The 26,281-nt window shown below is 71.4% G+C and carries 17 protein-coding genes and 1 pseudogene; 3 read left to right on the forward strand and 15 right to left on the reverse strand.

The genetic code is table 11. The annotated features are described in order from the left end of the window. Positions 1-70 precede the first annotated feature (70 nt). The 3 genes and pseudogenes from M4V62_RS15715 to M4V62_RS15725 all read right to left on the reverse strand — a co-directional run. Positions 71-766, reverse strand: a complete 696-nt coding sequence (locus M4V62_RS15715) for a hypothetical protein (protein WP_249587887.1) — start codon at positions 764-766, stop codon at positions 71-73. A gap of 114 nt (positions 767-880) precedes the next feature. After that, entirely contained in the window at positions 881-4,459 is a 3,579-nt protein-coding gene (locus M4V62_RS15720) for an ATP-dependent helicase (RefSeq protein ID WP_249587888.1), read from the reverse strand. 315 nt (positions 4,460-4,774) lie between these two features. Then, positions 4,775-5,269: pseudogene (locus M4V62_RS15725) on the reverse strand (MGMT family protein); the annotation flags it as partial. Positions 5,270-5,430: 161 nt separating this feature from the next. Here M4V62_RS15725 and M4V62_RS15730 point away from each other — a divergent pair. From M4V62_RS15730 to M4V62_RS15740, 3 genes are all read left to right on the forward strand, one after another. Further along, positions 5,431-8,265, forward strand: coding sequence for a lysylphosphatidylglycerol synthase transmembrane domain-containing protein (locus M4V62_RS15730; protein WP_249587889.1), 2,835 nt, complete (start codon positions 5,431-5,433; stop codon positions 8,263-8,265). A gap of 114 nt (positions 8,266-8,379) precedes the next feature. Next, complete coding sequence (locus M4V62_RS15735; RefSeq protein ID WP_249587890.1) at positions 8,380-9,933, forward strand: alpha/beta hydrolase; 1,554 nt, start codon at positions 8,380-8,382, stop codon at positions 9,931-9,933. Positions 9,934-10,022: 89 nt separating this feature from the next. Continuing rightward, complete coding sequence (locus M4V62_RS15740) at positions 10,023-11,588, forward strand: alpha/beta hydrolase (protein WP_249587891.1); 1,566 nt, start codon at positions 10,023-10,025, stop codon at positions 11,586-11,588. A gap of 95 nt (positions 11,589-11,683) precedes the next feature. On the opposite strand, the gene moeZ is transcribed toward M4V62_RS15740, so the two are convergent. The 12 genes from moeZ to M4V62_RS15795 all read right to left on the reverse strand — a co-directional run bounded on the left by moeZ (position 11,684) and on the right by M4V62_RS15795 (position 26,116). Next, entirely contained in the window at positions 11,684-12,862 is a 1,179-nt protein-coding gene (gene moeZ / locus M4V62_RS15745; RefSeq protein WP_249587892.1) for an adenylyltransferase/sulfurtransferase MoeZ, read from the reverse strand. A 63-nt stretch (positions 12,863-12,925) separates the two neighbouring features. Beyond that, entirely contained in the window at positions 12,926-13,675 is a 750-nt protein-coding gene (locus M4V62_RS15750) for a spherulation-specific family 4 protein (protein WP_249587893.1), read from the reverse strand. Continuing rightward, complete coding sequence (locus tag M4V62_RS15755; RefSeq protein ID WP_249587894.1) at positions 13,663-14,616, reverse strand: NAD-dependent epimerase/dehydratase family protein; 954 nt, start codon at positions 14,614-14,616, stop codon at positions 13,663-13,665. Before M4V62_RS15755 ends, M4V62_RS15750 begins: the two co-directional genes overlap by 13 nt. A 151-nt stretch (positions 14,617-14,767) precedes the next feature. Beyond that, complete coding sequence (locus M4V62_RS15760) at positions 14,768-16,018, reverse strand: hypothetical protein (protein WP_249587895.1); 1,251 nt, start codon at positions 16,016-16,018, stop codon at positions 14,768-14,770. Next, a complete protein-coding gene (locus M4V62_RS15765; RefSeq protein ID WP_249587896.1) occupies positions 16,015-17,760 on the reverse strand; it encodes a DUF3492 domain-containing protein in 1,746 nt (581 codons plus the stop codon). The genes M4V62_RS15760 and M4V62_RS15765 overlap by 4 nt, the downstream gene beginning before the upstream one ends. 200 nt (positions 17,761-17,960) lie before the next feature. Further along, entirely contained in the window at positions 17,961-19,577 is a 1,617-nt protein-coding gene (locus M4V62_RS15770) for a dipeptide ABC transporter ATP-binding protein (RefSeq protein ID WP_249587897.1), read from the reverse strand. Next, positions 19,574-20,563 carry an ABC transporter permease gene (locus M4V62_RS15775; protein WP_249592850.1) on the reverse strand — a complete coding sequence of 330 codons (990 nt, stop codon included), beginning with the start codon at positions 20,561-20,563 and terminating at the stop codon, positions 19,574-19,576. Before M4V62_RS15775 ends, M4V62_RS15770 begins: the two co-directional genes overlap by 4 nt. 59 nt (positions 20,564-20,622) lie before the next feature. After that, entirely contained in the window at positions 20,623-21,615 is a 993-nt protein-coding gene (locus M4V62_RS15780; RefSeq protein WP_249587898.1) for an ABC transporter permease, read from the reverse strand. Positions 21,616-21,654: 39 nt separating this feature from the next. Further along, entirely contained in the window at positions 21,655-23,382 is a 1,728-nt protein-coding gene (locus M4V62_RS15785) for an ABC transporter substrate-binding protein (RefSeq protein ID WP_249587899.1), read from the reverse strand. Between the two features lie 152 nt (positions 23,383-23,534). Further along, complete coding sequence (locus M4V62_RS43740) at positions 23,535-23,627, reverse strand: Ms4533A family Cys-rich leader peptide (protein WP_344520500.1); 93 nt, start codon at positions 23,625-23,627, stop codon at positions 23,535-23,537. A gap of 90 nt (positions 23,628-23,717) precedes the next feature. Then, positions 23,718-25,118 (reverse strand): DUF3152 domain-containing protein, encoded by a 1,401-nt coding sequence (locus M4V62_RS15790; RefSeq protein WP_249587900.1) that lies wholly within the window; start codon positions 25,116-25,118, stop codon positions 23,718-23,720. An 8-nt stretch (positions 25,119-25,126) separates the two neighbouring features. Further along, on the reverse strand, positions 25,127-26,116 hold the full coding sequence (locus tag M4V62_RS15795) for an alpha/beta fold hydrolase (RefSeq protein WP_249587901.1): 990 nt from the start codon (positions 26,114-26,116) through the stop codon (positions 25,127-25,129). Between the last annotated feature and the right edge of the window lie 165 nt (positions 26,117-26,281).

Genomic DNA, 26,281 nt, shown 5'->3' on the forward strand with positions numbered 1-26,281 from the left:
GCCACTGACAATCGGGGCATCTCCGGCTGTCAGTGGCCGCCGTCACTCATGACGTCAGGGCTTTCGGACGTCAGGGCTTCATGAGCTCTTCCATGTCCATGACGTCACCCGGTGCCGGTGCCTTGACGGCGACGGGCTTGCCGTAGTCGTTGAAGTACATCGTGCCCGCGTCTTCCTTGCCCGAGGTGACGATCTTCAGGAAGTACGGCTTGCCCTCGGCGGCGACGTAGAAGGTGGTCTTCTTGCCCGAGTCGTCCTTCGTGAGGACGGCCGCCTTCTTGCCGTCGACCTCGGAGTCCTTCTCGCGCTCGAGCTTCTTGAGCTCCTTCGACTGGAACATCGCCTCCGGGTCGCAGACGCCGCCGTTCCCGCCGCTCGGCGCCTTGACCCACTTGTCCTTGAGGGTCGACGCCTTGCCGCTGCCGCCCATGGCCTTCTTCCAGTACGCCTCGTCACCCTTGATGTACTGGGTCTTGTCGGCCACGAGCAGCTCGGCGGTGCCATCCGTGCCGCCGCCCACCTTGCCCTTGCAGTCACCGGACTTGGCGACCGAGAAGTCGACCTTGACCGTCTCGGTGCCCTGCTTGCCCTCGCCGGTCACCTTGAAGGAGCCCGCGTCCTTGGACGCGTCGGCCGCCTTCTTGGCGATCTTGTCGGCGCTCATCCCCTCGAAGGGGTCCTTGTCCTCGCTGGAGCAGCCCGTGATGCCGACGAACGCGGCGGCACAGGCGACTGCCGCGGCCAGGAGCTTCCGGTTGGCTGCCATGTGTGTTTCTCCTCAAAAGACGTTGAGCTTTGCGGCGACTGTAGATGCCCTGTGCGGCTGCTATGAGCGCGAGCGGCGAGAGGTGACGTTGGCCACTGAAGGGCCCCGGGGAGCTCACTCCACGACCTGCCGGCCCTCCGGCCGCGCGCTGCACGAGGCGCGGAAGGCGCAGTGCGTGCAGTGCTGGCCCGTGGTGGGAGAGAAGCGTTCGTCGAGGACCTTGCCCGCCGCGGTGGCGAGCAGGTCGCCCACCCACTCCCCGGAGAGCGGCTCCTGGGCCTGCACCTTGGGGAGGGTCTCGCCGCCGTCCTTCTTGGCGGCGCCCTGGCGCAGCTGCACCAGTTCCGCGCCGCCCGCCTCCGGACGCACGCCTTCGAAGGCGTCGTCGACCGCGCCCTCGCGGAGGGCGAGTTGATAGACGGCGAGCTGCGGGTGGCGGGCCACTTCGGCGGCGGTGGGGGTCTGTTTGCCGGTCTTGAAGTCGACTACGTAGGCACGGCCTTGCGCGTCCTGCTCGACGCGGTCCATGGAGCCGCGTACGCGGACTTCGTAGGGCCCCGCTTCGAGGGTCACGTCGAAGTCGTGCTCGGTGCTGACGGGGGTGCGGCTCGCGCGGTCCGTCACGTGCCACTGGAGGAAGCGTTCGAGCGCCACGCGCGCGTGCCCCTTCTCCTGCTCCGACTTCCAGGGCGCGTCGAAGGCCAGCGCGTCCCAGACGGAGTCGAGGCGCTCCATGAGGACGGCGAGGTCGGCGGGTGTCGTGCCGGACGCGACCTCGTCGGCCAGGACGTGCACCACGTTGCCGAAGCCCTGGGCGGCGGTCGCGGGGGCGTCCGCCTTCACCTCGCGGCCCAGGAACCACTGGAGGGAACAGGTGTTGGCGAGCTGGTCCAGGGCGCTTCCGGAGAGGACGACGGGCTTGTCCCGGTCCCGCAGGGGGACTTCGCTCGCCGTCGGCTCGTACATGCCCCACCAGCGGTACGGGTGCGCCGAGGGCACAAGGGGGCGCCCGTCGGCGTCGCTCAGCGCGGCGAGCCGGGCGAGGCGGTGGGCCGCCGCCTCGCGCAGGGGCTCCGAGACGCGGGGGTCGACGGTGGTGGAGCGCAGCTCGGCGACGAGCGCGGCGACGGACAGGGGGCGGCGCGGGCGGCCCGTTATGTCCTTGGGCTCGACGCCGAGTTCGGTGAGGAAGCGGGAGGGCTGGTCTCCGTCGTCCGCGGGCGCCTTGACTGCGGTGACGACGAGGCGTTCACGCGCGCGCGTGGCGGCCACGTAGAACAACCGGCGCTCTTCGGAGAGGAGCGCTCCGGGGGTGAGGGGCTCGGCGAGGCCGTCGCTTCCGATGCGGTCGGCCTCCAGGAGGGAGCCGCGGCGGCGCAGGTCGGGCCAGAGGCCTTCCTGGACGCCCGCGACCACCACGAGCCGCCACTCGCGGCCCTTGGAACGGTGCGCCGTCATCAGGCGTACGGCTTCGGGGCGTACCGCCCTGCGCGTGAGGGTGTCCGCGGCGATGTCCTGCGCCTCGGTCTCCTCAAGGAAGTTGAGGGCGCCGCGCCCGCCGGTGCGCTCCTCAGCGCGGGAGGCGTACGCGAACAGGGCGCAGACCGCGTCGAGATCCCGGTCCGCGTTGCGCCCGGCGGCGCCGCCGCGGCGTGCGGTCCGCTCAAGGCGGCGCGGCCACGGTGTGCCGTCCCACAGCTCCCAGAGCGCCTCCTCGGCGGTGCCGCCGCCCGCGAGCCGCTCACGGGCCTTGCGGAGCAGCGCACCGAGCCGCTGGGCACCACGCGCGTACGCGGGATCGTGCGCGACGAGCCGCTCCGGCTCGGCGAGCGCGCGGGCAAGGAGCTCGTCGGAGGGCGGCGGAAGATGGTTCCCCGCGGCACGCTCCTCCGCACGCAGGGCCCGGCCGAGGCGACGGAGGTCGGCGGCGTCCATGCCGGCCAGGGGTGAGGTGAGGAGGGTCAGGGCGGTCTCGGTGTCGAGCCAGGTGGAGGAGGCGGCCGGAGGTTCGGGGGCGGCATCGGCCTCAGGACCGGGACCAGCCCCGGGATCAGCACCGGGTTCAGCCCCAACACCGGGATCAGCACCGGCACCAGGATCGACATCGGCATCAGCACCGGCACCGACATCGGCACCGGCATCGGCATCGGCATCGGCATCGGCATCGAGGCCAGGATCAGCCTCAGCCCCCAGCTCCGCCTCCCCTCCAGCTCCTCCGGCCCCTCCGGCCCCTCCAGCCCCTCCAGCTCCTCCAGCTCCTCCAGCTCCTCCAGCAGGCGACGGCTGATCGACCACCCCCATGGCCACCGCCCGCAGCGCAGTGAGCAGCGGCGTGACCGCCGGCTCGTGGCGCAGGGCGATGTCGTCGCCGTCGATGTCCAGGGGCACGCCCGCCGCGGTGAGGCTGCGGCGGACCGCCGGGATCGTGTGGGCCCCCGCGCGGACCAGGACCGCCATCTCGCCCCAGGGGACCCCGTCCTCCAGATGCGCGCGGCGCAGGATGTCCGCGATGTTGTCGAGCTCGGCGCCGGACGTCGGGTACGTGTACGCCTCGACGCGGCCGCCGTCCCTGACCGCCGTCAGGTCCCGGTGGGCCCGCACCTTCTCCGCGGGCAGCCTGGTCAGCGGCATGCGCCGGGTCAGCAGGCGCGTGGCCGCCAGGAGGCCGGATCCCGATCTGCGGGACGTCGTCAGGACCTCCACCGGCGCCGCTGTGCCGTCCGTGCGCGGGAAGTCGTCGGGGAACTCCAGGATGCCGTTCACGTCGGCGCCCCGGAAGGTGTAGATCGACTGGTCCGGGTCGCCGAACGCGACGAGGGAGCGTCCGCCCCCGGCCAGTGCGTGCAACAGCCTCACCTGCGCGGGATCCGTGTCCTGATACTCGTCCACGAACACCGCGTCGTACTGCGCGCCGAGCGCCCGCGCGACCTCGGGGCGCCGCGCGAGCAGCACCGCGCGGTGCACGAGTTCCGCGTAGTCGAGCACTCCCTGCATGTCGAGCACGTCCAGGTACTCCGCGAGGAACGCCGCCGCCGCGCCCCAGTCCGGGCGCCCCGCGCGGCGGGCGAAGGCGTCCAGGGCGTCGGGGCCGAGGCCCAGCTCACGGCTGCGGGCGAGGACCGCGCGCACTTCGTCGGCGAAGCCCCGCGTCGTCAGGCAGGCGCGCAGCTCGTCCGGCCAGCGGACGTGGGAGCGCCCCTCGCCCGCCAGGTCGATCTGGCCCGCGAGGAGCTCCCGTACAGCCACGTCCTGCTCGGGACCCGAGAGGAGCCGGAGCGGCTCGACGAACAGGTCCGCGTCCTGGTGGGCGCGGATGAGGGCGTAACAGAAGGAGTGGAAGGTCGTCGCCTGCGGTGCGTTGGCCGCTCCTATGCGCAGCGCCATGCGGTCGCGCAGCTCCACCGCGGCCTTGCGGCTGAAGGTGAGGACAAGGACCCGCTCCGGCTCCGTGCCCTTCGCGATCCGCGCGGCGACGGACTCCACGAGGGTCGTCGTCTTGCCCGTGCCGGGTCCCGCCAGGACGAGCAGCGGCCCTCCGGGGTGGTCAACCACCGCACGCTGCCGTGCGTCAAGACGAGGGGGGTCCACGTGGACCGGCGGTGTACGCACCAGTCGATAGGCGCCCTGGGCCCCCTGTCGCACCTGGCGGTGCGACGGGTGCCGGGTGTGCCGGGCGGAAGAAGTGGAGCTCACGTGGGTCGCCGGTCCTGGTGGGTGTACGTGGTGAAAAACGGCTGCGCGATGGCTGCGGGGTGAGAGAGCGGGGTGAGAGAAATGCGTGCTGTCGACGCTACGCCAGCGGGCGTGCGGGACGTGTGGCTTCCCCCGTACGGGCCACCGGCCCCCCGCGACGCCGCGGGATGGCCGAAGCTGTCAGGTGTGAGCCCCCGGAGCCTGCGGACGAGGAGCCTGCGGACGAGCGGCACCGCCGCTTCCCATCGCGCCGCCACGCACCGCGTCGCCACGCACCGCGTCGCCACCGCCCCGACGCGAACCCGCGTCGCCGCCCCCGCGCGAACCCGCGCCGCCGCCCCGACGCGAAGCCGCGCCGCCGCCCCCGCGCGAAGCCGCGCCGTCACCGCCGCGCGAACCCGCACCGCCGCCCCCGCGCGGATCACCGCCTTCGCCCTCACCCGGATGAGCGCCGTCCCAGCGCGCCCGACGCATGTCGAGGCGCGGCACATGGCCCTCGGACGCACGGCCCGCCTCGCGCAGCGGCGTGCCCTCCGCGCGGTAGTGGCCGAGCGCCCGCAGCTCGTGGCCCGGCAGCAGCCGGCCGTCCGCGCGCACCACGCGCCACCACGGAACCGCGTCCCCGTAGAGGGCCATCACCCGGCCGACCTGCCGGGGTCCGCCCTCCTCCAGCCACTCCGCGACGTCCCCGTACGTCATCACCCGACCCGGAGGGATCAGCTCCGCGACCTCGAAGACCCGCTCGGCGTACTCCGGGTACGCAGAGAGACCTTGCTCCGGTGGGGTGTCAGCTCCGCTCTCCTCGCTCATCCGCACCATCCTGCCGTACCCCACCGACACAGTGACGGGCCCGCGACAGAGTGTGCGGTACGAGACAAACTGGAGCTCGGTGAACACTTTGCGCCCCCGCATTGCACCCTGATGCCCCCCTCTGTCGGTGCGGCATGCCACCATCGTGCGGGCGGTGACTGGTGATACGAGATCAAGAAGAGGCGACGGAGCAGCAGGATGTGCACCCCGATGAGTCGGCGGGCACCCCTGCGGCCGAGGCGCACCCGGACACCGGTGGGCACTCCCTGAAGAAGCACGAGAAGTTCGAGAAGTCCGGCAAGGACGAGGACGGTCGGCCCGGAGCCGAGCAGGACACCGGCGCCTCCCTCGTCCGGGACGACTGCGCCGACGACGAGGGAGCCCACACCGACCGCGTCGCCGGTGACGAACCGCTGCTCGCCGCGCGCGTGCACCGTCCCTCGGACCTGATGCGGCTGCTCGTCGGCATCCTCGGGATCGTCATCGTCCTCGCCATCGCCGCGTTCGCACACGGCACGACATCAGGTCTCGCCCAGGACATCGACAAGGGCACCGACCAGGCGCCCGACCTCCTGATCAAGTTCGCGGGCCTCACCGCGAGCATCGGCGTCCTGCTCGTCCCCGTCGCGTTCGCCATCGAACGCCTGGTCAAGCGGGACGGACTGCGCATCGCCGACGGCGTCCTCGCGGCCGTCCTCGCGCACGGCGTGACGCTCGCCACCGACCTCTGGGTCGCCAAGGCCGCACCGGACTCCATCCAGGAGGTGCTGACCCGGCCCTCGCCAGGCGATCTGCACGCGCTCACCGACCCGGTGCACGGCTATCTCGCGCCCGTCATCGCGTACATGACCGCCGTCGGGATGTCCCGAAGACCACGCTGGCGCGTGGTGCTGTGGGTGGTGCTGCTGCTCGACGCCTTCACCATGCTCGTCACCGGCTACACGACGCCGTTCTCGATCATCCTCACGGTCCTGCTCGGCTGGAGCGTGGCCTACGGAACGCTCTACGCAGTCGGCTCGCCGAACGTCCGGCCCACCGGCCAGACGCTCCTCGCCGGTCTGCGGCACGTCGGCTTCCACCCCGTGAGCGCGGCCCGCGAGGAGTCCACCGACAGCGAGCACGACCGGGGCCGCCGCTACTTCGTCACGCTTGAGGACGGCCCGCCCCTGGACGTCACGGTCATCGACCGCGAGCAACAGGCGCAGGGCTTCTTCTACCGCGTGTGGCGCAGGCTCACGCTGCGCGGCATCACCCAGCGCCGCAGCCTGCAATCGCTGCGCCAGGCCCTGGAGCAGGAGGCACTCCTCGCGTACGCGGCGATCGCGGCCGGGGCCAACGCCCCCAAGCTGATCGCCACCTCCGAGCTCGGCCCCGACGCGGTGATCCTCGTCTACGAGCACACGGGCGGCCGCACCCTGGACTCCCTGCCGGACGACGTCATCACCGATGAGCTGCTGTGCGACACCTGGCGGCAGGTGCAGGCGCTCCAGTCGCGGCGGATCGCCCACCGCAGGCTCGCCGGCGACGCGATTTTGGTGGATCGTTCCGGCACGGTGATCCTGACCGATCTGCGGGGCGGCGAGATCGCCGCGGGCGACCTGGTCCTGCGGATGGACATCGCCCAGCTCCTGACCGCCTTCGGCCTGCGCGTGGGCGCCGAGCGCGCGGTCGCGACCGCGGTGGACGTACTCGGCCCCGACTCGGTCGCCGACTGTCTGCCGCTGCTCCAGCCCATCGCCCTGACCCGCTCCACCCGCGGCACCCTGCGCAAGCTCGCCAGGGAGCGGTCGCAGCGCGAGCGCGAGGCGGTTCTCGATGCGTCCCGCAAGGACAAGCTGGCCCGCGCGGCAGAGGCGGACGCGACCGCGGCGGCGGAAGCGGCGGAGACGGTCGACGGCACCAAGGGCCCCGACCGCAAGACCGTGCGCGCGGAGAAGCAGGCCGAGAAGCAGGCCATAGACGTGGCGCTCGACCAGGCCCGGGAGGAGGACCTGCTCACCCAGATCCGCCACCAGGTGCTGCTCATCCGTCCGCAGGCGCCCGTCGAGCCCGCCCAGCTGGAGCGGATCAGGCCGCGCACGCTGATCAGCTTCATCGCCGGTGCCATCGGCGCGTACTTCCTGCTCTCGCAGCTCACCCACGTCGACTTCAACACGATCATCGGCGAGGCCGAGTGGGGCTGGGTCCTGGTGGCCGTGGCGTGCTCGGCGCTGAGCTACTTCGCTGCGGCGATGAGCCTGCTCGGCTTCGTGCCGGAGCGTGTGCCGTTCCTGCGGGCGGTGCAGGCGCAGGTCGCCGGTTCGTTCGTGAAGATCGTGGCGCCCGCCGCGGTGGGCGGTGTCGCGCTCAACACGCGCTTCCTGCAGCGCTCCGGGGTGCGCTCCGGCCTCGCGGTGGCGAGCGTCGGCGCCTCGCAGCTGTTCGGGCTGGGCTCGCACATCATGCTGCTGATGATCTTCGGTTATGTGACGGGCACGGAGAAGACGCCGTCCCTGTCGCCGTCCCGCACCGTCATCGCCGGTCTGCTCTCGGTCGCCGTGCTCGTGCTCGTGGTGACCGCGATCCCGTTCCTGCGGAAGTTCGTGGTCACGCGCGTGCGCTCGCTGTTCGCGGGCGTCGTGCCGCGCATGCTCGACGTACTGCAGCGCCCGCAGAAGCTGCTCACCGGCATCGGCGGCATGCTGCTCCTGACCCTGTTGTTCGTGCTCTGCCTCGACGCCTCCGTACGGGCCTTCAGCACCACGGAGATGAAGCCGCTGACCCTGGCCAGCGTGGCCGTGGTCTTCCTCGCGGGCAACGCCCTCGGCTCGGCGGCGCCCACCCCCGGCGGCATCGGGGCGGTCGAGGCGACGCTCACCCTCGGACTGGTCGCGGTGGGCGTGCCCAAGGACGTGGCGGCACCCGCGGTGCTTCTGTACCGGCTGCTCACGCTGTGGCTGCCGGTGCTTCCGGGGTGGCTGTTCTTCAACCACCTGACGAGGAAGGGCCTTCTCTAGGAGGAAGGGCCTTCTCTAGGAGGAGGAAGGGCCTTCTCCTAGGAGAAGGACGCCGGTCCACGGAAGGCCGAAGCAGCCGTGCGCCCCGTCTGCGCCCCCCGCAGGATGGGGAGCATGCCCAACCTCAAGGCGCGTGCCGCCGCCACCGTCGTCCTGCTGTCTGCGACCCTCGCGGCCTGCGGCGGTGACGGCTCCAAGGACTCCGAGGCCTCCAAGGACACCGACCTGTCGGCCCAGGAGCTGAGCTGGAAGGACTGCCCCGCGCCCGCCGCCTCCGAGGGCGGCGGTGAGGCCCCGTCCCCGCTGCCCGGCGGCGCCGAGTGGCAGTGCGCCACCATGAAGGCCCCTCTCGACTGGGACAAGCCCAAGGGGGACACCCTCGACATCGCCCTGATCCGCGCCGCGGCGAGCGGCGAGAAGGACCGGCGGATCGGCTCGCTCGTCTTCAACTTCGGCGGCCCCGGCGGCTCGGGCGTCACCACGCTGCCCGCCTTCGGAGAGGACTACGCCAAGCTGCGCACCCGCTACGACCTGGTGAGCTTCGACCCCCGGGGCGTCGGCCGCAGCGCGGGCGTGGAATGCGAGGACGACGAACAGCTCGACGCGTACTTCCAGGAGGACTCCACACCCGACGACGACGCCGAGCGGAAGAAGCTCGTCGACAACGTGAAGAGCTTCAACGGAGCCTGCGAGGAGAACTCCGGCGAGGTGCTCCCCCACGTGCGCACCACCGACGCGGCCCGCGACATGGACCTGATGCGCCAGGTGCTCGGCGACGACAAGCTGCACTACTTCGGCATCTCGTACGGCACCGAACTCGGCGGCGTCTACGCGCACTTGTTCCCCAGGAAGGTGGGCCGGGCCGTCTTCGACGCGGTCGTCGACCCCACCGAGACGGCGGAACAGGGCTCGCTCGGCCAGGCCGAGGGCTTCCAGCTCGCGCTCGACAACTACGCCAAGGACTGCACGTCGAAGGTCGACGACTGCCCCGTCGGCGACACCGAACAGGACGTCAAGGACAAGATCGCGGGGCTGCTCGAGGACCTGGACTCCAAGCCGCTGCCCGCGCTGCCCCCGCGCAAGCTGACGCAGACCGCCGCCACGAACGGCATCGCGCAGTCGCTGTACTCCAAGGACTTCTGGCCGTACCTCACCGAGGGCCTGGACCAGGCGTACGACGGCGACGGCAGGATCCTGATGACGCTCTCGGACTCCATGAACGGCCGCAACGAAGACGGTACGTACAGCAACATCCAGGCCGCCAACATCTCCATCAACTGCGCGGACGACAAGGCGCGCTACACGCCGGAGTACGTCGAGAAGAAGCTCCCCGGCTTCCGTGAGGCGTCGCCGCTGTTCGGCGACTATCTGGCGTGGGGCATGGTCGGCTGCACCGACTGGGCGGTGGACGGCGCCGCCGAGCACCCGGACGTCAGCGCGCCGGACGCGGCGCCCATCGTCGTCATCGGCAACACGGGCGACCCGGCCACGCCGTACGAGGGTGCCAAGAAGATGGCGCAGGCGCTGGGCAAGGGCGTCGGGGTCGAGCTGACGTACAAGGGCCAGGGGCACGGGGCGTACGACAGCAAGAACAAGTGCGTGCGTGGCGCGGTGAACGGCTATCTGCTCGACGGCACGGTGCCCAAGGAGGGCACGGTCTGCTCGTGAGGACAGCGGGGCCACACGGGCCCCCGAGCTCCTTGTCAGTGGCCGTGCCTACTATGGCTGGACTGTCTTGACGAGGGGGGAAGCGCTCGATGCCGCGTTTCATACGGTCAGCGGCCCTTGCCGCAGCAGGGGTCCTGGTCGCGGGGCTCGCCGTCGGCTGCGGCGGCTCCGACGGGGAAGGGGACAGGGACGACGCGCGGCCCGCGCCGACCGGCCCCGAGCAGTCGCCGAAGCCCGACCCCTCCTCGACGCTGCCCGCCTCGCTCACCACCCAGAAGCTCGACTGGGGCGGCTGCGAGGCGACCGGCAGCGACCCCGCGCCCGGCTCCGAATGGCAGTGCTCGACCCTCAAGGTCCCCTTGGACTACGCGAAGCCGGACGGCGAGACGATCGACGTCGCCCTGATCCGCGCCAGGTCCACCGGCAAGGGCGAGCGCATCGGCTCGCTCCTGTTCAACTTCGGCGGTCCCGGCGGCTCCGGCGTCTCCATGCTGCCGTCGTTCGCCGACAGGTACGACACGCTGCGCGAGCGGTACGACCTGGTGAGCTTCGACCCGCGCGGGGTCGCGGGCAGCGAGGGCGTGCGCTGTCGCAGCGACAAGGAGACACAGGCCTCGGAGTCCGTCGACCTCACCCCGGACACCCCGGCCGAGGAAGCGGCGTACTTCAAGGACGCGGCCGACTTCGGCGCGGGCTGCGCGCGCGACGCGGGCAAGCTCCTCGGCCATGTCTCGACGGTCGAGGCCGCCCAGGACATGAACGTGATGCGCCAGGTGCTCGGCGACGAGAAGCTGCACTACATGGGCATCTCGTACGGCACCGAACTGGGCGGCACGTACGCCCACTTGTTCCCCAAGAAGGTGGGACGCCTCACCCTGGACGCCGTCGTCGACCCGAGCGCGGACTCGGTGGGCCACGCCAAGAACCAGGCGCGGGGCTTCCAGCGCGCCCTGGAGAACTACCTGAAGTCCTCGGGCCAGGACCCGAAGGCGGGCTCGCAGAAGATAGTGCGCCTTCTGAAGCGTCTCGACGCGAAGCCGCTGCCCGGCTCGGGCGACCGGAAGCTCACCCAGTCCCTGGCGCTCACCGGCATCACGGTCACCCTGTACAGCAAGCAGAGCTGGCCCGCCCTGACCCGTGGCCTGGAGCAGGCGGAGAAGGGCGACGGATCGGCGCTGCTCCAGCTGGCCGACGCCTACAACGAACGGGATCCGTCGGGCCGTTACAGCACGCAGAGCCACTCGCAGCGCTCGATCTCCTGCCGTGACGCCAAGGCGCGGACGACGCCCGCGCAGGCGAAGCAGCAGCTCGGTGAGTTCCGCGAGATATCGCCGGTCTTCGGCGAGTTCATGGGCTGGGACACGGCGGGCTGGTGCCATTCCTGGCCGGTGGCCGGGCTGCACGACTCCCCCGACGTCAGCGCCCCCGACGCGGCGCCGATCCTGGTGGTCGGCAACACCGGGGACCCGGCGACGCCCTACGAAGGCGCCCGCAAGATGGCGGACGAGCTGGGCAAGGGCGTCGGCGTCGAGCTGACCTGGAAGGGCGAGGGCCACGGGGCGTACGGCAGCGGCAGCGGCTGCGTGGACGACACGGTGAACGCCTACCTCCTTGACGGCAAGGCACCGAAGGACGGCACGGTCTGCGAGACCTGAGCATGTCAGCCCGTCCGGCGTTTGAGGACGAGCCGTCAAGGCGATGGGGCCCGCACCTTGAAGGTGCGGGCCCCATCTCCGTTCAGGCGCTACGCCTAGTAGACCGGCTTGTCGGGCTCGATCTGGTTGACCCAGCCGATCACGCCGCCGCCCACATGCACCGCGTCGGAGAAGCCCGCGGACTTCAGCACGGCGAGGACTTCCGCGGACCGGACACCCGTCTTGCAGTGCAAGACGATCTTCTTGTCCTGCGGAAGGCTCTCCAGGGCGGTGCCCATGAGGAACTCGTTCTTCGGGATCAGCTTGGCGCCGGGGATCGCGACGATCTCCCACTCGTTCTGCTCGCGCACGTCGATGATCTCGATCTTCTCGTCCGCGTCGATCCACTCCTTGAGCTGCTTGGGAGTGATCGTCGAGCCGAGCGCCGCCTCCTGGGCCTCGTCCGACACGACGCCGCAGAAGGCTTCGTAGTCGATGAGCTCGGTGACGGTGGCGTTCGGGCCGCAGACCGCGCAGTCCGGGTCCTTGCGGACCTTGACCTGGCGGTACTGCATCTCCAGGGCGTCGTAGATCATCAGGCGCCCGACCAGCGGGTCACCCACGCCGGCCAGGACCTTGATCGCCTCGGTGACCTGGATGGAGCCGATCGACGCGCAGAGCACGCCGAGCACGCCGCCCTCGGCGCAGGACGGGACCATGCCGGGGGGCGGGGGCTCCGGGTAGAGGCAGCGGTAGCACGGGCCGTGCTCGCTCCAGAAGACGGACGCCTGGCCGTCGAAGCGGTAGATCGAACCCCATACGTACGGCTTGTTGAGCAGCACGCAGGCGTCGTTGACCAGGTAACGCGTGGCGAAGTTGTCCGTGCCGTCGACGATCAGGTCGTACTGGCTGAAGATGTCCATCACGTTCTCGGCCTCGAGCCGCTCTTCGTGGAGGATCACGTTCACGTACGGGTTGATGCCGAGGACGGAGTCCTTCGCCGACGCCGCCTTGGAGCGGCCGATGTCGGCCTGGCTGTGGATGATCTGGCGCTGCAGGTTCGACTCGTCGACCTCGTCGAACTCCACGATGCCGAGCGTGCCGACGCCCGCCGCGGCGAGATACATCAGCGCCGGTGACCCGAGGCCGCCGGCGCCGACACACAGCACCTTGGCGTTCTTCAGCCGCTTCTGCCCGTCCATCCCGACGTCGGGGATGATCAGGTGGCGGGAGTACCTGCGAACCTCGTCGACGGTGAGCTCAGATGCTGGCTCGACCAGGGGTGGCAGCGACACGGGGACTCCGTTGGTCGGTATTTCGGAACGGTGGTTCTTTCCGTAACACTGCCACGCCCTTCTTCATTCCGAGACACCCGTTCCGATACGCGAGACGATTTCGTCCCAGTACCCGGGCATCGACTCCCAGGGGTCGTCCGCTCCCCCACCCTCCACGCGGTCGGTGAAGTAGATCGTCGAAGCGCCCTGCCAGCGTGCGATGCGCAGCGCCTCGTCGAGATGGCCGCGCGGCATGCCGTGCACGAAGTGGCAGAAGCGCTCGGGCGGATAGTCGGCGGTCCACTCGGCCACCTGTGACCAGCGGTAGTCGCTCCAGGGGCCCGAGAAGGTCACCAACTGGTCGGCGGATTCGGCGTATCCGGGATACGGATGGGTGCCGTGGCCCAGGACGATGTGCGCGTCGTCACAGAGCGCGCGCAGCGTCGTGACCGTCCTGCGCACCTCCGGGAGAGCGGCGCGCTCGGTGGGGCAGCGGTCGAGGGAGAAGCCGTCGACCTGGTACCAGTCGAGGTAGCGGTGGGCGTCGGAGACGAGCTCCCCGAAGCCGCGTGCTCCGTACATCACGTCGAGGTGACCGAGAACACGCACGCCCGCGTTCCGCAGCCGCCCCGCCGCCTCCAGGCAGTGCGGGTCGGGCCGGTCGCCAGGACCCCGGCTCACGTTCAGCACGACCCAGTGCAAAGGGGCACCGGGGCGGGTGAGTTGGGACCATTCGGCGGGGGCGACGAGGGGGTGCGCGAAGCCCGGGATGCCGAAGCCGAGACGTACGTCGGTGTGTGCGGTGCCTGTGGCTGTGCTGGTCAGATGCGGCATGCCGCCTCCATCCAGATGTCGGCGAGTGATTCTTCGAGGTTGATCCGGGGGCGCCAGCCGAGCCGGTCGCGCGCGGTGCGCACGTCGGCCTGCTGCCAGCTGCCGCACCCGTCGGGATAGGGGTAGGCAGCCGGGCTCCCGTGGTCGGATTCGGTGCGGGGGTGCCCGATGGATTGCCTCAGGCCCACTTGGTCGAGCTCGTGCAGCGCCCCGCCGTACCCCGCGACGCGCGCGAGGACGGCCGCCGCGTCACGCAGCCGCACGGCCCGGCCCGCGCCGATGTTCACGATCCCCTGGGCCGCGGAGAGCGAGGCCGCGTGCACGGCGCGCGCCACATCGCGTACGTCGATGAAGTCCCGCTGCACGCCGAGGCCCCCGAGCTTGAGCTCGCCGTCACCGGCCTGCATGGCCCGCCGCATGGCCTCGGCGAGCCGCCCGAGCGGCGATCCGGCCGGGGTGCCGGGGCCCGCGGGAGAGAACACCCGCAGGACGACGGCGTCCAGACCGGACCCGAGGACCAGCTCGGTGGCCGCGAGCTTGCTGACTCCGTACGGTCCGCCGGGCCTGGGCACGGCGTCCTCCGCGGTGGAGGATCCCGGCTGGCTCGGCCCGTACTCGGCGGCGCAGCCCAGCTGCACCAGGCGCGCCCCGCATCCGCTGCGGCGCAGGGCCTCGCAGATCGTGGCGACGGCGACGGTGTTGTGCCGGGTCAGCTCGCGGGCACCGCCGCGGGTGGCCCCCGCGCAGTTGATGACGACTCCCGGGTGCACGGCGTCCAGGAAGCGGGTGAGCGCGCCGGGGCTGCCGCTCGCGAGGTCGAACCGTACGTCCGAGTCGTCACCGCGGCCGAGCGCGGTGAGCTGCACCGCCGGGTCGGCGAGCAGCCGGTCGGCGACGAACCGGCCGAGGTATCCGTTGGCTCCGATCAACAGCACCCTCATCGGGCGGCTCCCGGCTTGGATTCTCGGATGCTGGGGGTGCTCATCTGGCGTTCTCCTTCAGGGGGTTGCCGTAATTCACGGGGTAAGGCCCGCGGTGTCGGCCCCGCGGGAGAGAAAGATTTCGAGTGGCCGCCGACCGCGGCGCGCACGCTCAAGGCGCCCCGTCGGCATGCGCGGACGCCCGGCTGAGCACCCGCGAGGAATGGAGCAGCAGCACGCCCGCGGCGGCGCCGCACGCGACGACGGGCACGACACCGGGCCCCCAGGCCCGGACCGCCCCCTCGACCGGGGCCGCCAGCCACGCGCACCCGGGCAGCCGCCCGGCGAACACCGAGGCGAGCGCAACCGCCTCCGCCGCTCCCGCGGCCCCCAGCATCAGCAGGGGCGCCCGCGTGAATCCGTACGAGGAGAGCAGCCGGGCGAGCAGCAGCAGCGCGCCGAGCGCCCCGGCCCCGGCGGACGCCGGCACCCCATAGGCGGCGCCGGCCCCCATGAGCAGTGCTCCCAGGGCGCACAGGTACAGCGCGACCACGCACACGAGCAACGGCCGGACAGAGGCGGTGAATTCGGTGAGCCCCCGGCTGAGCGAAAGACGCCGCCGTGCCCCTACGGAGAACAGCCGCGCGCACCACAGCGCGGGCGCGACAGCGAGTGAGAGCCCCAGTGCGGCAGCGGTCGACGGCGCCCAGGGGCCGTCGGGCCCGCCCGATACGGCGGCCCGCAGCAGCCCGTCGCCGAAGAGGGCGTACGCGACGAGAAGGCAGGCCCACGCGCGCGTGGCCGGCACGACATGGTGCGCGGACCGCAGCGGGCCGTACCGAAGAGCCACGCGCAGGGCGACGGCCACGGCGAGCGCTCCGCCGAGCCCCACCGCGAGCCGCGCACGCCCCTCGCTCAGCTCCCACCCCACGGCGGCGATCGCGCAGGCCACACCCGGCAGCAGGGCGAACAGCGCCCATCCGGCGGGCACTTCGGGCGCCCCTTGAGAGGGAGGCGTCCCGGGGAGGGCGCGCTCCTCCTCGTCACGCGGCACGCGCGCGTACATCTCCTCGGCGAGCGCGAACACGTCCCGGTGCCTGAACCGCGCCGCGGTCCGGTCGGTCACTCCGTGCGCCTCAAGCCCCGCGGCGATCTCCAGCGGGTCGACGGCACGCTCGCACAGCTCTCGATGCCGGTGCATCAGCGCCTTCACGGGGTCGACGGCTCCGCGCCGCGCGGGCTTGGCCCCCGCTCCGGCGCCACCGCCCGTTGCCGTCCCCGTTGCCGTCACCGTTCCCGTCCCTCGCCAGGCCGCGGGCTCGCGCACCAGTGCCGCGTCGGCCACCAGTTCCTCCGAGCGCACATCCCAGCCGCCGGGGCTCCCCGGAGCCCGTGGCGCGTCCGTCTTCTGCTGCTCGCTCATACGCCCGCCCCCTTCAACCGCTCCGGCAACCGCTCGGGCCCGTCCGCCTCTTGCGCCCAGCTGGGCGCGCCGCCCGGTCCCGAGCCCGCGTCACCGCCGCCCGCGGCGACCGCCCACCGTCCCGGTACGTACGCCTCCGCCGGGTTGCCGAAGGGCACCGGCTCGCCCGCGTCGTCGACCGCCTCCCTGCGCACCGGGCAGTGCGAGACGATCTCCAGGTAGATGCCGCGGAACGCCTCGATGTTCTGCTCCACGGTGAACAGTTCGAGCGCCCGCGCACGCGCCGCAGCCCCGAGCCGCTCGCGCCGCCCGGCGTCGCGCAGCAGCGCCACGCACGCCTCGGCGAGCGCACGCGGATTGCGCGGCGGCACCACGAGCCCGGTGCCGCCGATGACCTCGACGACCGCGCCGACGTCCGTGGAGACCGTCGCGCGCCCGCAGAACATCGCCTCGACCAGGCTGATCGGAAAGCCCTCGACGACGCTCGAAAGGACGACGACGCTCCCCGCGGCATAGGCGTCCTCAAGGTCGGGCACCTCGGGCGCACCGATCTCCTCGAAGGACACGGGGTTGTCCCCGACGGCGTGCGCGCCCTGGGCCTCGTCGGGGAAGAGCTGCGCGGCGAGCGCCTTGCAGTGCGCGAGGTAGGCGGCCGCCTCCGGCCCTTCCGCGGGCGCACCGACGATGCGCAGCAGCGCCTTCGGCTCCTCCTTGCGGACCTCCGCGAAGGCGTGGAGCAGGGAGATCAGGTCCTTCGCGGGCTCGATGCGCCCGACCCAGAGGAGGGTGTCGGGGTCGCCCGGGTCCTCCCGGTCGCCGACCTCCGCGAAGCGCGAAGCCTCCATGCCCGGATAGACCGTGCGCAGCTTCGCCCGCTCGGCTCCGCACCGCTCCTGCCAGCGGCGGGCGTGCGTGTTGCCGGGGGTGACGATCGTGGCCTGGCGGTACACCTCGGCGGCGAGCCTGCCGTGGAAGGAGGTGAGCAGCGCCCGCGCGGGTGCGCTCAGCGCCTCGTCGCCGGTCGCGAGGTAGTGCGCCCTCAGCTGTATGCCGTACTCGGTGACCAGGAGCGGCACCCCGGAGAAGTGCTTGGCGAGGAGGCCGGGGATGGCCGCGGGGCCGCCGGACGTGGCGTGGCACAGGTCCACCGCGCCGAGGTCGTCGTCGCCGTACCAGTCGAGGGAGAGCGGCCGCAGCGCGCGCTCCAGGAGGCCCGCCACGGCAAGGAGGTCGGGTACGCGTGCGGTGCGTGCGGCGCGGAGTGCGCCCGGCGCGCGGCACGCGCCCTCCAGGGCGCGCACGGCCGCTTCGGAGCGCAGTGCGCCGACGAGGCCGCCCTGGTCCCCGGCCAGTTCGGCGAGGCCGTAGAGCGCACTGCCGAAACGGTCCGCCAACGCGTCACGGCTGCCGGAGGCCCCCACGGCGGAGCCCGCCCCGGAGTCGCACACCACCGCGGCCAGTTCGCCGAAGCACTCCACGAAGCGCCGCCGCGCCCGGCGTCCGTACCCGGCGCCGAAGGCGACGCCGTCGTCGTCGTCGACCGTCCACAGGGGCGCCGTGCGCACGCGGTTCACCTGGGGCGGCAGCTCGATCCAGCCCTGCGCCTCCTGCCGCTCGCTGCGGCTGAGGGCGTAGACGTCGAATTCGTGCTGCCCGAGCCCGCGCACGAGCCGGTCGCACCAGAGCCTGGCGTCACCGCTCACATACGGATAGCCACCCTCCGTAAGCAGTCCGATGCGCACGCGTACACCCCCGATCTCCCATATGGAGAGCCGCCGTTGGACCAGCGGCTCGCAGCGGGACGAACGTATGCGGACATGCCGGTGGCGTGATGGACGGTTGTCCATCACGCCACCAAAGGGGTGAACGGCCGTAACTTTCCCGTGCCGGTTGCGTTCTGTCGCGCTATGACACCCGGAGAGCGCTCTTTCGCTACGGAGCGTTAAGCTGCGGCCAGCTCCCTGCGGGCCGTGCGGCGCTGCGCCGCGGCCTCCGGGTCGAGCGCGGGCACGGCGGCCAACAGCTGTTTGGTGTAGGCCTGTTGAGGCGAGCCGTAGACCTCGTCGACGGACCCCTGCTCGACGATCCGCCCCTGCCGCATCACCGCGACCCGGTCGCTGACCTGGCGCACCACCGCGAGATCGTGCGCGATGAAGACGAGCGCGAGGCCGTACTCCTCCTGCAGTTCGGCAAGGAGCGCGGTCACTTGTGCCTGGGTGGTCACGTCGAGCGCGGACACCGGTTCGTCGCACACGATGATCCGCGGCTCGGCGGCGAGGGCCCGCGCGATCCCGACGCGCTGGCGCTGGCCACCACTGAACTCGTGCGGATAGCGCCCGTAGTACGCCGGATCGAGCCCGACGCGCTCCATGAGGTCGCGCACGCGAGCGCGCACCACGGAATCGTCGCCCTCGCCCCGCGCGCGCAGCGGATCGGCGATGGACTCCCCGACGCCGCGGCGTGGGTTGAGCGAGGAGACGGGGTCCTGGAACACCATCTGCACACCGGCCCGAGTGCCACCGCCCGGCTTCTCCGTGCCCCCGCCATGGCGGATCTCCCCCGCCGAAGGTTCGAGCAGCCCCACCAGCATCCGCCCGAGGGTGGTCTTGCCGCTGCCGCTCTCCCCCACGATCCCGAGTGTCTCTCCCCTGCGGACGGTGAGCGACACCCCGTCCACGGCGGCGAACGCGCGCTTGCCGCGCCCGAACTCCCGCCGCAGACCGACCGCTTCGAGGACCACCTCACCCTGCGCGCGCGAGACCGCCTCGCGCGGCGCGTCGACCCGGGGCACCGCCCCGAGCAGCTCCCGCGTGTACGCCTCCTCGGGCGCCCCGAGGACCTCGCGCACGGGCCCGCGCTCGACGGCTCGCCCGTGCCGCATGACCAGGACGTCGTCGACGCTCTCCGCGGCGACGCCCACGTCATGGGTGACCAGGAGCAGTCCCATTCCCGTCTCGGCCCGCAGCGCGTGCAGCAGATCGAGTATCTGGGCCTGCACGGTGACGTCCAGGGCGGTCGTCGGCTCGTCGGCGATCAGGAGCTCGGGCTCACAGGCGAGCGCCATGGCGATCAGCGCGCGCTGCCGCATGCCGCCGCTGAACTCGTGCGGCCGGGAACGCGCCCTGCGGACGGCATCGGGGATCCCGACCCGGTCGAGCACCTCGACGGCACGCGCGCGTGCCGCCCGGCGCGAGGCCCCGGTGTGCACGCGGTACACCTCGGCGATCTGGTCGCCCACCCCGTAGTACGGGTCGAGGGACGACAGCGGGTCCTGGAAGACCATCGCCGCCGTCCCGCCCCGCAGCCGCCGCAGCTCCTCACCGGACGCTTCCTGTACGTCGATGCCGCCGACCCGCACCGTGCCGCCGACGCCGGCGCCGGTGCCTCGGTGGAGCCCGAGCAGCGCGGAGGCCACCGTGCTCTTGCCGGACCCCGACTCGCCGACGAGGCCGAGCGCGGCGCCCTTCTCCAGCGTGAAGGAGAGCCCGTCGACGGCACGGACGTCCCCGAAGTCGACCACCAGGCCGGTCACTTGGACGAGGCTCTGGACCGGGCTCATGAAAGGACCACCCTTCGGTCGGCCACCGCGTACAGGACGTCCGCGACGGCGTTGGCGAGCACCACGAAGAAGCCGGTCACCAGGACCATGCCGACCACGACCGGCAGATCGACGACCTTGACCGCGTGCACGAGTTCGCGCCCCATGCCGGGAAGGCCGAAGAGCGTCTCGCTGAGCACCGCGCCGCCGAACATCGATCCGAAGTCGTTGGCGCTCAGCGCGATGACCGGCGCGACCGCGCCCCGCAGTGCGTGCCTGCCGATGATCGAGCGCTCCCCGACGCCGTACGCACGGAAGGTCCGCACATGGTCGTCGGCGAGCGTCTCCAGCATCGAGGCGCGGGTGAGGCGCGCGTACTTGGCGGCCTCGATCAGGGCGAGGGAGAGCCAGGGAAGCAGCAGGTTCCACGCCCACTGCTGGGGGTCGTCGGTGAACGCGACGTACTGCGGGAAGGGCAGCCAGTTCAGCTGCCCGCAGACCACGATCATCAGCAGCAGACCGATGACGAAGACGGGCGTGGCCGTGCCCGCGAGCGTGACGGCGGTCAGGACGCGCTCGGTGACGCGCCCGCGCCGCCAGGCGGAGAGGACTCCGGTGCCCACCCCGAGGATCAGCCACATCACCATGGCGCCCAGCGCGAGCGATCCGGTGACCGGCAGCTTCGCCAGGATCAGCTGGGTGACCTGCTGGTCGCTCTGGTAGGAGAGCCCGAGGCAGGGGGCATCGCAGTGCTCCACGCCCGTGCCCGTCGAGTAGTCCTGGCCGACGAAGATGCCCTGAAGGAAGTCCCAGTAGCGGACGTACACCGGGTCGTCGAGCCGCAACTGCGCGGAGACCTGCGCCACTTGGGCCGGCGAGCAGCGCGGGCCGCAGGTGATCTGCGCGACGTCGCCGGGAGCGACGTAGAAGACCGCGTAGATGATCACGGAGATGGCGAGCAGCGTGACGAGTGCGCCCACCGAGCGCCGCAGGAGGAAGCCGGTCATGCCGTGCAGAAGGCCTGTCATGCCTTGCCGAAGGCCGCTCATGCCTTGTCGGAGGCCGCTCATGCCTTGCCCTCCCGCTTCCGCCCGGTCCCGATCCGCAGCCGCGACGCGGCCCGTGGATCGAGCGCGGTCCGCACGCCGTCCCCGAGGACGGTCAGCGCGAGCACCGTCACGAACAGCGCGCCCGCCGGAAGCAGTAGGTACTGCGGCGCCGCCTGGTACCAGATGTCGGCCGAGGTCAGCATCTGCCCCCAGGACGCGGTCGGCGGTTTGACGCCGACGCCGAGGAAGGAGAGCGCGGCCTCCACGGTGATGTTCATCGGGACGAGCAGCGCCGCGTACGTGATGACGGGGGCGGCGAGCCCCGGCAGGAGTTCGCGGCGCGCGATGCGCCAGGTGCTCCAGCCGCTGAGCCGGGCGGCGGCCACGTAGTCGAGCTCCTTCAGGGTGATGGTCTGCGCGCGCACGATCTTGGCCGTGCTGCCCCAGGCGACGAGCCCGATGACCAGGGCCACCAGGACGGGGCGCGGGAAGCCGCTGGGCACGATCGCCATCAGGGCGAGCGAGAGCACCATCAGCGGCATGGCGACGATGACGTCGGTGGCGCGGCTGAGCACTTGGTCGACCAGGCGGTTGCCGAGCCCGGCCGCGATGCCGATGCCGACGCCGAGCAGCACCTGCACGAGCGTCGCGGCGAGCGCGACGCCGAGGGAGACGCGTGCGCCGTGGACGAGGCGGGCGAACAGGTCGCGCCCGGTCTGGGGTTCGACACCGAGCCAGTGCTCGGCGCTGATCCCGCCGAACGAGCCGATGGGCACGCCGCCGCGCCCTGAGTCGATGAGGTCGGGATGGTACGTACTGGGGTCCTGGCCCTCGATGGCGGTGAGCAGCGGCGCGCCGAGCGCGACCAGGACGAGAAGCGCCACGACGGACGCCGCGACGAGGGCGGCACGCTGCGCACGCAGCCGCCGCCAGAACTGACGGGCACCGGAAGTCGGGGCGGGCGCCGCAGCGCCCGTCCCCGCCTCCGAGGCCAACAGGGCCTCGCTCATGGTGAGTTGACCGATCTCCTGGTGGCTTGACCGATCGCCCTACTTGACCGCGACCTGGGAGATGTCCAGGACGCCCGTCCAGTCGCTGATCACGATGTTCTTGACGTCCTTGCCGTACAGGCGCTTGTAGACCGGGTGGAAGAGCGGCACGGTCAGGGCCTGCTCACCGATCTTCTTGTCGAGGGCGCCCCAGCGCTTGGCCGCCGCATCGAGGTCGGTGAGCTTGTTGATCTCGTCGATCTCGTCGTTGACCGACTTGTCGTCCAGGAAGCCGGTGTTGAAGTTGGCGCCGTCCTTCACGATCTGCCGCCCGTCGAAGATCGGGGCGAGGAAGGGGCCGCCGGAGGGCCAGTCGGCACCCCAGTGGGCGAGGAAGAGACCGGGCTCGTCCTTGGCGCTGTGCACCTTGTCCTTGTAGTCGTTGTCCTCAAGTCCCTCCAGCTTGACGGTGATCCCGGCCTTCTTCAGGGCGTCCTGGATCGCGGTGGCGATCTCCGGGCTCGTCTCGAAGTCCTTGGCGTTGGAGTGGGTCAGCGTGATGGTGAGCCCGTCCTTGTGACCGGCCTCCTTCAGGAGCTCCTTGGCCTTCTTCGGGTTGCCGGCCTTGCCCGCCGGGAAGTGGTCGTACTTCGTGTATCCGAAGGACTTCTGGTTCGGCAGATACGTCGTCGCGGGCTCGGCGAGCGAGGAGCCGCCCGCGGCGTTGACCACCGACGAGCGGTCGACGGCGTACGAGATGGCCTGGCGCACCTTCGGGTCGTCGAAGGGCTTCACCTTCGGGTTGAAGGCGAGGTAGTTCGTGTATCCGAAGTGCCCGGTGCCGACGCGCGAGGCAAGCGCCTTGTCGCCGGTGACCTTGGCGAGTTCGGCGGGGCCGAGGTTCGTGTCGGTGGTCACGGCCGCGGCGTCCGCGCCCTGGCCCGCCGAGAGCCGCTGGTTGATGACGGACGAGTTGAGGCCGGACCGCACGTCGATCTTGTCCGGGTAGGCCTTGCGCTCGGGGTCGGTCTTCGCCGACCAGTGCGGGTTGCGCTCCAGGGTCAGGCGCTCGCCGTCGTTCTCGTTCTTGACGACCTTGTACGGGCCCGAGGAGATCGGGTGCTCCTCGTACTTCGTGCCCTTGTCCTTGCTCTTGGGGACGGGCGTGAACTGCGTCTGCGTCGCCAGATAGGGGAACTCGCCCTCCGGCTTGTTCAGATGGAAGACGATAGTCCGCTCGTCGGGCGTCTCGATCGACTCAAGCCCCTTGCCGCTCTTGTCCTTGTAGGGCCCGGCGTACTTGTCGCCGCCGATCAGCCAGTCCCTCAAGTAGGGTGCGCCACCGGAGAGTTCACCGGCGAAGGAGCGCTCGATGCCGTACTTGACGTCGGCGGAGGTGATGGGCGAACCGTCCTCGTACTTGAGCCCCTTCTTCAGGGTGTACGTCCACACCGTGGCGTTCTTGCTGGACTTGCCGAGGTCCGTGGCGAGGTCCGGCACGACCTCCGAGCCCTTGGCGCCGTCCTCGCGGTTGCGGGTGGTCAGGGTGCGGAAGACGAGCGAGGGGACGTTGCCGCCGCCGGAGGTGTAGAGCCGTGCGGGGTCGAAGTCGACCTGCGGGTCGCTGTTGAGGACGGTGAGCGTGCCGCCCTTGGCGGGCTTGCCGTCGGCGCCGCCGCTCCCGGCGTCGTTGTCCTCGGGGCCCGCGCAGGCGGCGGCGCCCGCTGCCAGGACGAGGCTGACGGATGCCGCTGCCACACGGCGGGCTATGACGGACGATTGACGCATGGGAAAGGACCTCTCGGAGAATCAACAGGGGAAATGAGCAGAGCTCGCCCCGGGGTCGCCGATGAAGGTCAGTCAGGACCGCAAAAGGTGCACAGGGTACACAAGGTGCACAAGGTCCGGAGAGAAAGCGACGCACGCGCCAGGGGCGGGCGTCAGCAACAGTGGATGTCGGACACGCAGAGCGCGGTCACGCCAAAGAGCGCCAGCTCAAGGGCTGCGCGCGAGGAGGCGTGACGAGGCGACATGCGGAGAAATATGAACGAACTTGTCGCGGATGTCAAAGCTGCGGCCGACTCCGCCGATCGAGAAGCGACCGCATGCCGGTCACTTCCGTCTCAACTCTTGGGAAACGCCCAGGGGTTGGCCTTGCACTTGATTCCGTCGTGGTCGAGGAACTTCGTCTGCTGCTGCATGACGGGCGCGAGGTCGCCGTCCTTCGTGCAGTCCGTGTGGTTGAAGCCGAGCCGGTGACCGACCTCGTGGTTGATCAGCATCTGCCGGTACGGGTGGATGCGGTCGCCGTAGGTCTTGGCGCCCTGCGCCCACCGATAGGCGTTGATCATGACGCGGTCCGTCGCCGCGGAGTCGCAGGAGACGTTCTCCTCCAGGGTGTCGAGCCCTGACTTCGCGCACCAGGTCCCGGTCGTCCCCGGACTCGCGAGCGTGATGACGAAATCGGGCTTCCCCGAAGATATTCGCTCGAAGGTGCGGCCTCCGCCGTGCGCCCAGCTCCGGTCGTCGTTCAGGGTCTTCTGCACGGCCGACGCGAACAGCTCGCCGTCGAGGCCCATCCCCTTCTCGACGTCGACGCGGTAGCGGAACTTCTGCCCCTTGCCGGGGGCCTTGTCGAACCCTGCCATGGCCTCGAAGTCGCCGGACGCCGTGAGCTTGGCGTCGAGCGGGTACTTCTTGGCCATCTTCGTCTCGTACGTCGCCGGGGCGGACTCAGGAGGCGTGGGCCTGTCGTCCGAGCGGGACGCGTCCTGGCCCGCGTCGCGGGCGCCCTGGCCCTTCGCGGCCTGCGTCTTGGGAGCGGAATCCTTCGGCCCGTCGGTCACCTGGCCGGCCACGACGACCGCGAGGACGGTGGTGACAGCGGCGGCGGCTATCCCGGTGAAGGTGCGGCCCTTGCCGCCTCCCTTGCCGTCCCTGGCCTCGCCGTCGGCTCCGTCGGCCCCACCGGAGCCGTGTGCTCCGTCGGCGCCGCCGGACCAGAGGTCTCCGTGCGCTTCCTCGTCCTCGTCGACCGCGCGGTCCCAGTCGGTGACGGAGGCGTACGGGTCGCGGGGCGGTTCACCGGCCCTCGTGGGCAGGGCTTCGGTCGCGCCGCCGCCCGCGAAGAGGTCCTCGTCGGCGAACTCCTCGCCGAACGCGTCCACGTACTCACGCCGTGGCCCCGGCACGCGGGGCGGCCCGGTGCGCGTGCCCGGCGCTCCGTAGGCGGCGCCCATCCGCGGCCCGCCGGATCCCCAGCCCCCGCCCGGCTCACGCTGCTCGGGGTGCCCGCCGCGGACGTGCGGCGTGCCGTGGGAAGGGGTGGCCTGGGGCATGCCGTGCGGCGGGGTGGCCTGCGGGACGCCGTGCGCGGGCGTGCCGCCGTCCCCCGGGGCGCGCCTGCGGCGTCCCGTTCCGGGACCCGGCGGGCGTGCGCCCTGCGGTGACGGTATGTCGTCGGTATTCGTGTTGCCCGTGTTGTCTGCGAGGTCGGCCGAACCCCGGCGGCTATGACGTCCCACTCGCCGCCTCAGCTCCCCGCGCCCGAATGACCGGATGCATGCAACTCGCCCGTCTCCGCGAGGAGTTCGCGGATCGCAGTGGCCACCGTATCCGGATACTCCATCATCGCCACATGCCCGGCGTCCGGCAGTGTCAGCAGCCGTGAGTCACGGAAGGCGGCGGCGGCCTTGCGGGCCATGCGGTACGAGACGAGCAGATCCCGGCCGCCGTAGATCAGCAGTGTCGGCGCGAGCACCCGCTCCGCCTGCCGCCACAGGCCGTGCTGCCCGCCCAGCGTGTACGCGTTCACGATCCCGCGCGCCGAGCGTGCCATCGCGTCCCACATGTACGGAAGGGCGAGCCTGCGCTCCATCTCCCGCACGGCCGCGCTGTACCCCTCGGGCGTGACCTGGCCCGGGTCGCCGTAGCAGAGCGCCATCACGCCGCTGACCCGCTGCTCGGGCGTCCAGTCCTTGGTGAGCCGGGTGAAGAGCCGGGCGACGCCGGGCACCGCGAGGAGACCGGTCGGCAGTGCCGTGCGCTGCACCCGCAGCTCGGGGAGCGCGGGCGAGATCAGCGTGAGGGTGCGGACCAGGTCGGGGCGGACGGCTGCGACACGGGTGGTGACCGCGCCGCCCAGCGAGTTGGCGATCAGATGCACCGGCCCGTCGTCGCGCGCGTCCAGATAGCGGATGACCGCGCGTGCGTGCCCGGTGACCGAGTAGTTGCCGTCGTCCGGCGGCGGCGAGTCGCCGAACCCCGGCAGGTCGAGCGCCGCGCAGTCGACGACGTCCTCAAGGAGCGGCATCAGGGCCGACCAGTTCTGCGAGGAGCCGCCGAGCCCATGGACGTACAGCGCGGGCGGAAGACCCTCGCGGACCGACGGCCTGGAACGCACCGAGAGCGTGAGCCCGGGGAGGGGGACCGAGTCGAGCCGCTCGCCCGCCGCGACCCCGACGGCACCCGGCTTGGGTGCGACGGAGGCGGCGATCACGTTCGGCAGCTCGGTCGAAGACATGCGGCAATGTTACGAGACGATCACACGGTGGTTCGTGTGTTCGCCGTCACAGATCCCGGCGATGTCGTGGAGAGATCGCATAGCGCCTGGTTCGACAGTCTCCTAGGCTCGTAAGAAGAGGCTCATAGAAGAGGGCGAACAGGGCACTCGCACCACTAGTCCGCC

Origin of the sequence: Streptomyces durmitorensis (genome assembly GCF_023498005.1) — a bacterium.
Classification (GTDB): domain Bacteria; phylum Actinomycetota; class Actinomycetes; order Streptomycetales; family Streptomycetaceae; genus Streptomyces; species Streptomyces durmitorensis.

Bases quoted from the DNA above. Each gene is read 5' to 3' on its own strand.
- M4V62_RS15715 (WP_249587887.1), bottom strand. From the start codon at position 766: ATGGCAGCCAACCGGAAGCTCCTGGCCGCGGCAGTCGCCTGTGCCGCC.
- M4V62_RS15735 (WP_249587890.1), top strand. From the start codon at position 8,380: ATGCCCAACCTCAAGGCGCGTGCCGCCGCCACCGTCGTCCTGCTGTCT.
- M4V62_RS15740 (WP_249587891.1), top strand. From the start codon at position 10,023: ATGCCGCGTTTCATACGGTCAGCGGCCCTTGCCGCAGCAGGGGTCCTG.
- M4V62_RS15750 (WP_249587893.1), bottom strand. From the start codon at position 13,675: ATGCCGCATCTGACCAGCACAGCCACAGGCACCGCACACACCGACGTA.
- M4V62_RS15755 (WP_249587894.1), bottom strand. From the start codon at position 14,616: ATGAGGGTGCTGTTGATCGGAGCCAACGGATACCTCGGCCGGTTCGTC.
- M4V62_RS15760 (WP_249587895.1), bottom strand. From the start codon at position 16,018: ATGAGCGAGCAGCAGAAGACGGACGCGCCACGGGCTCCGGGGAGCCCC.
- M4V62_RS15770 (WP_249587897.1), bottom strand. From the start codon at position 19,577: ATGAGCCCGGTCCAGAGCCTCGTCCAAGTGACCGGCCTGGTGGTCGAC.
- M4V62_RS15775 (WP_249592850.1), bottom strand. From the start codon at position 20,563: ATGACCGGCTTCCTCCTGCGGCGCTCGGTGGGCGCACTCGTCACGCTG.
- M4V62_RS15780 (WP_249587898.1), bottom strand. From the start codon at position 21,615: ATGAGCGAGGCCCTGTTGGCCTCGGAGGCGGGGACGGGCGCTGCGGCG.
- M4V62_RS15785 (WP_249587899.1), bottom strand. From the start codon at position 23,382: ATGCGTCAATCGTCCGTCATAGCCCGCCGTGTGGCAGCGGCATCCGTC.
- M4V62_RS43740 (WP_344520500.1), bottom strand. From the start codon at position 23,627: ATGTCGCCTCGTCACGCCTCCTCGCGCGCAGCCCTTGAGCTGGCGCTC.
- M4V62_RS15795 (WP_249587901.1), bottom strand. From the start codon at position 26,116: ATGTCTTCGACCGAGCTGCCGAACGTGATCGCCGCCTCCGTCGCACCC.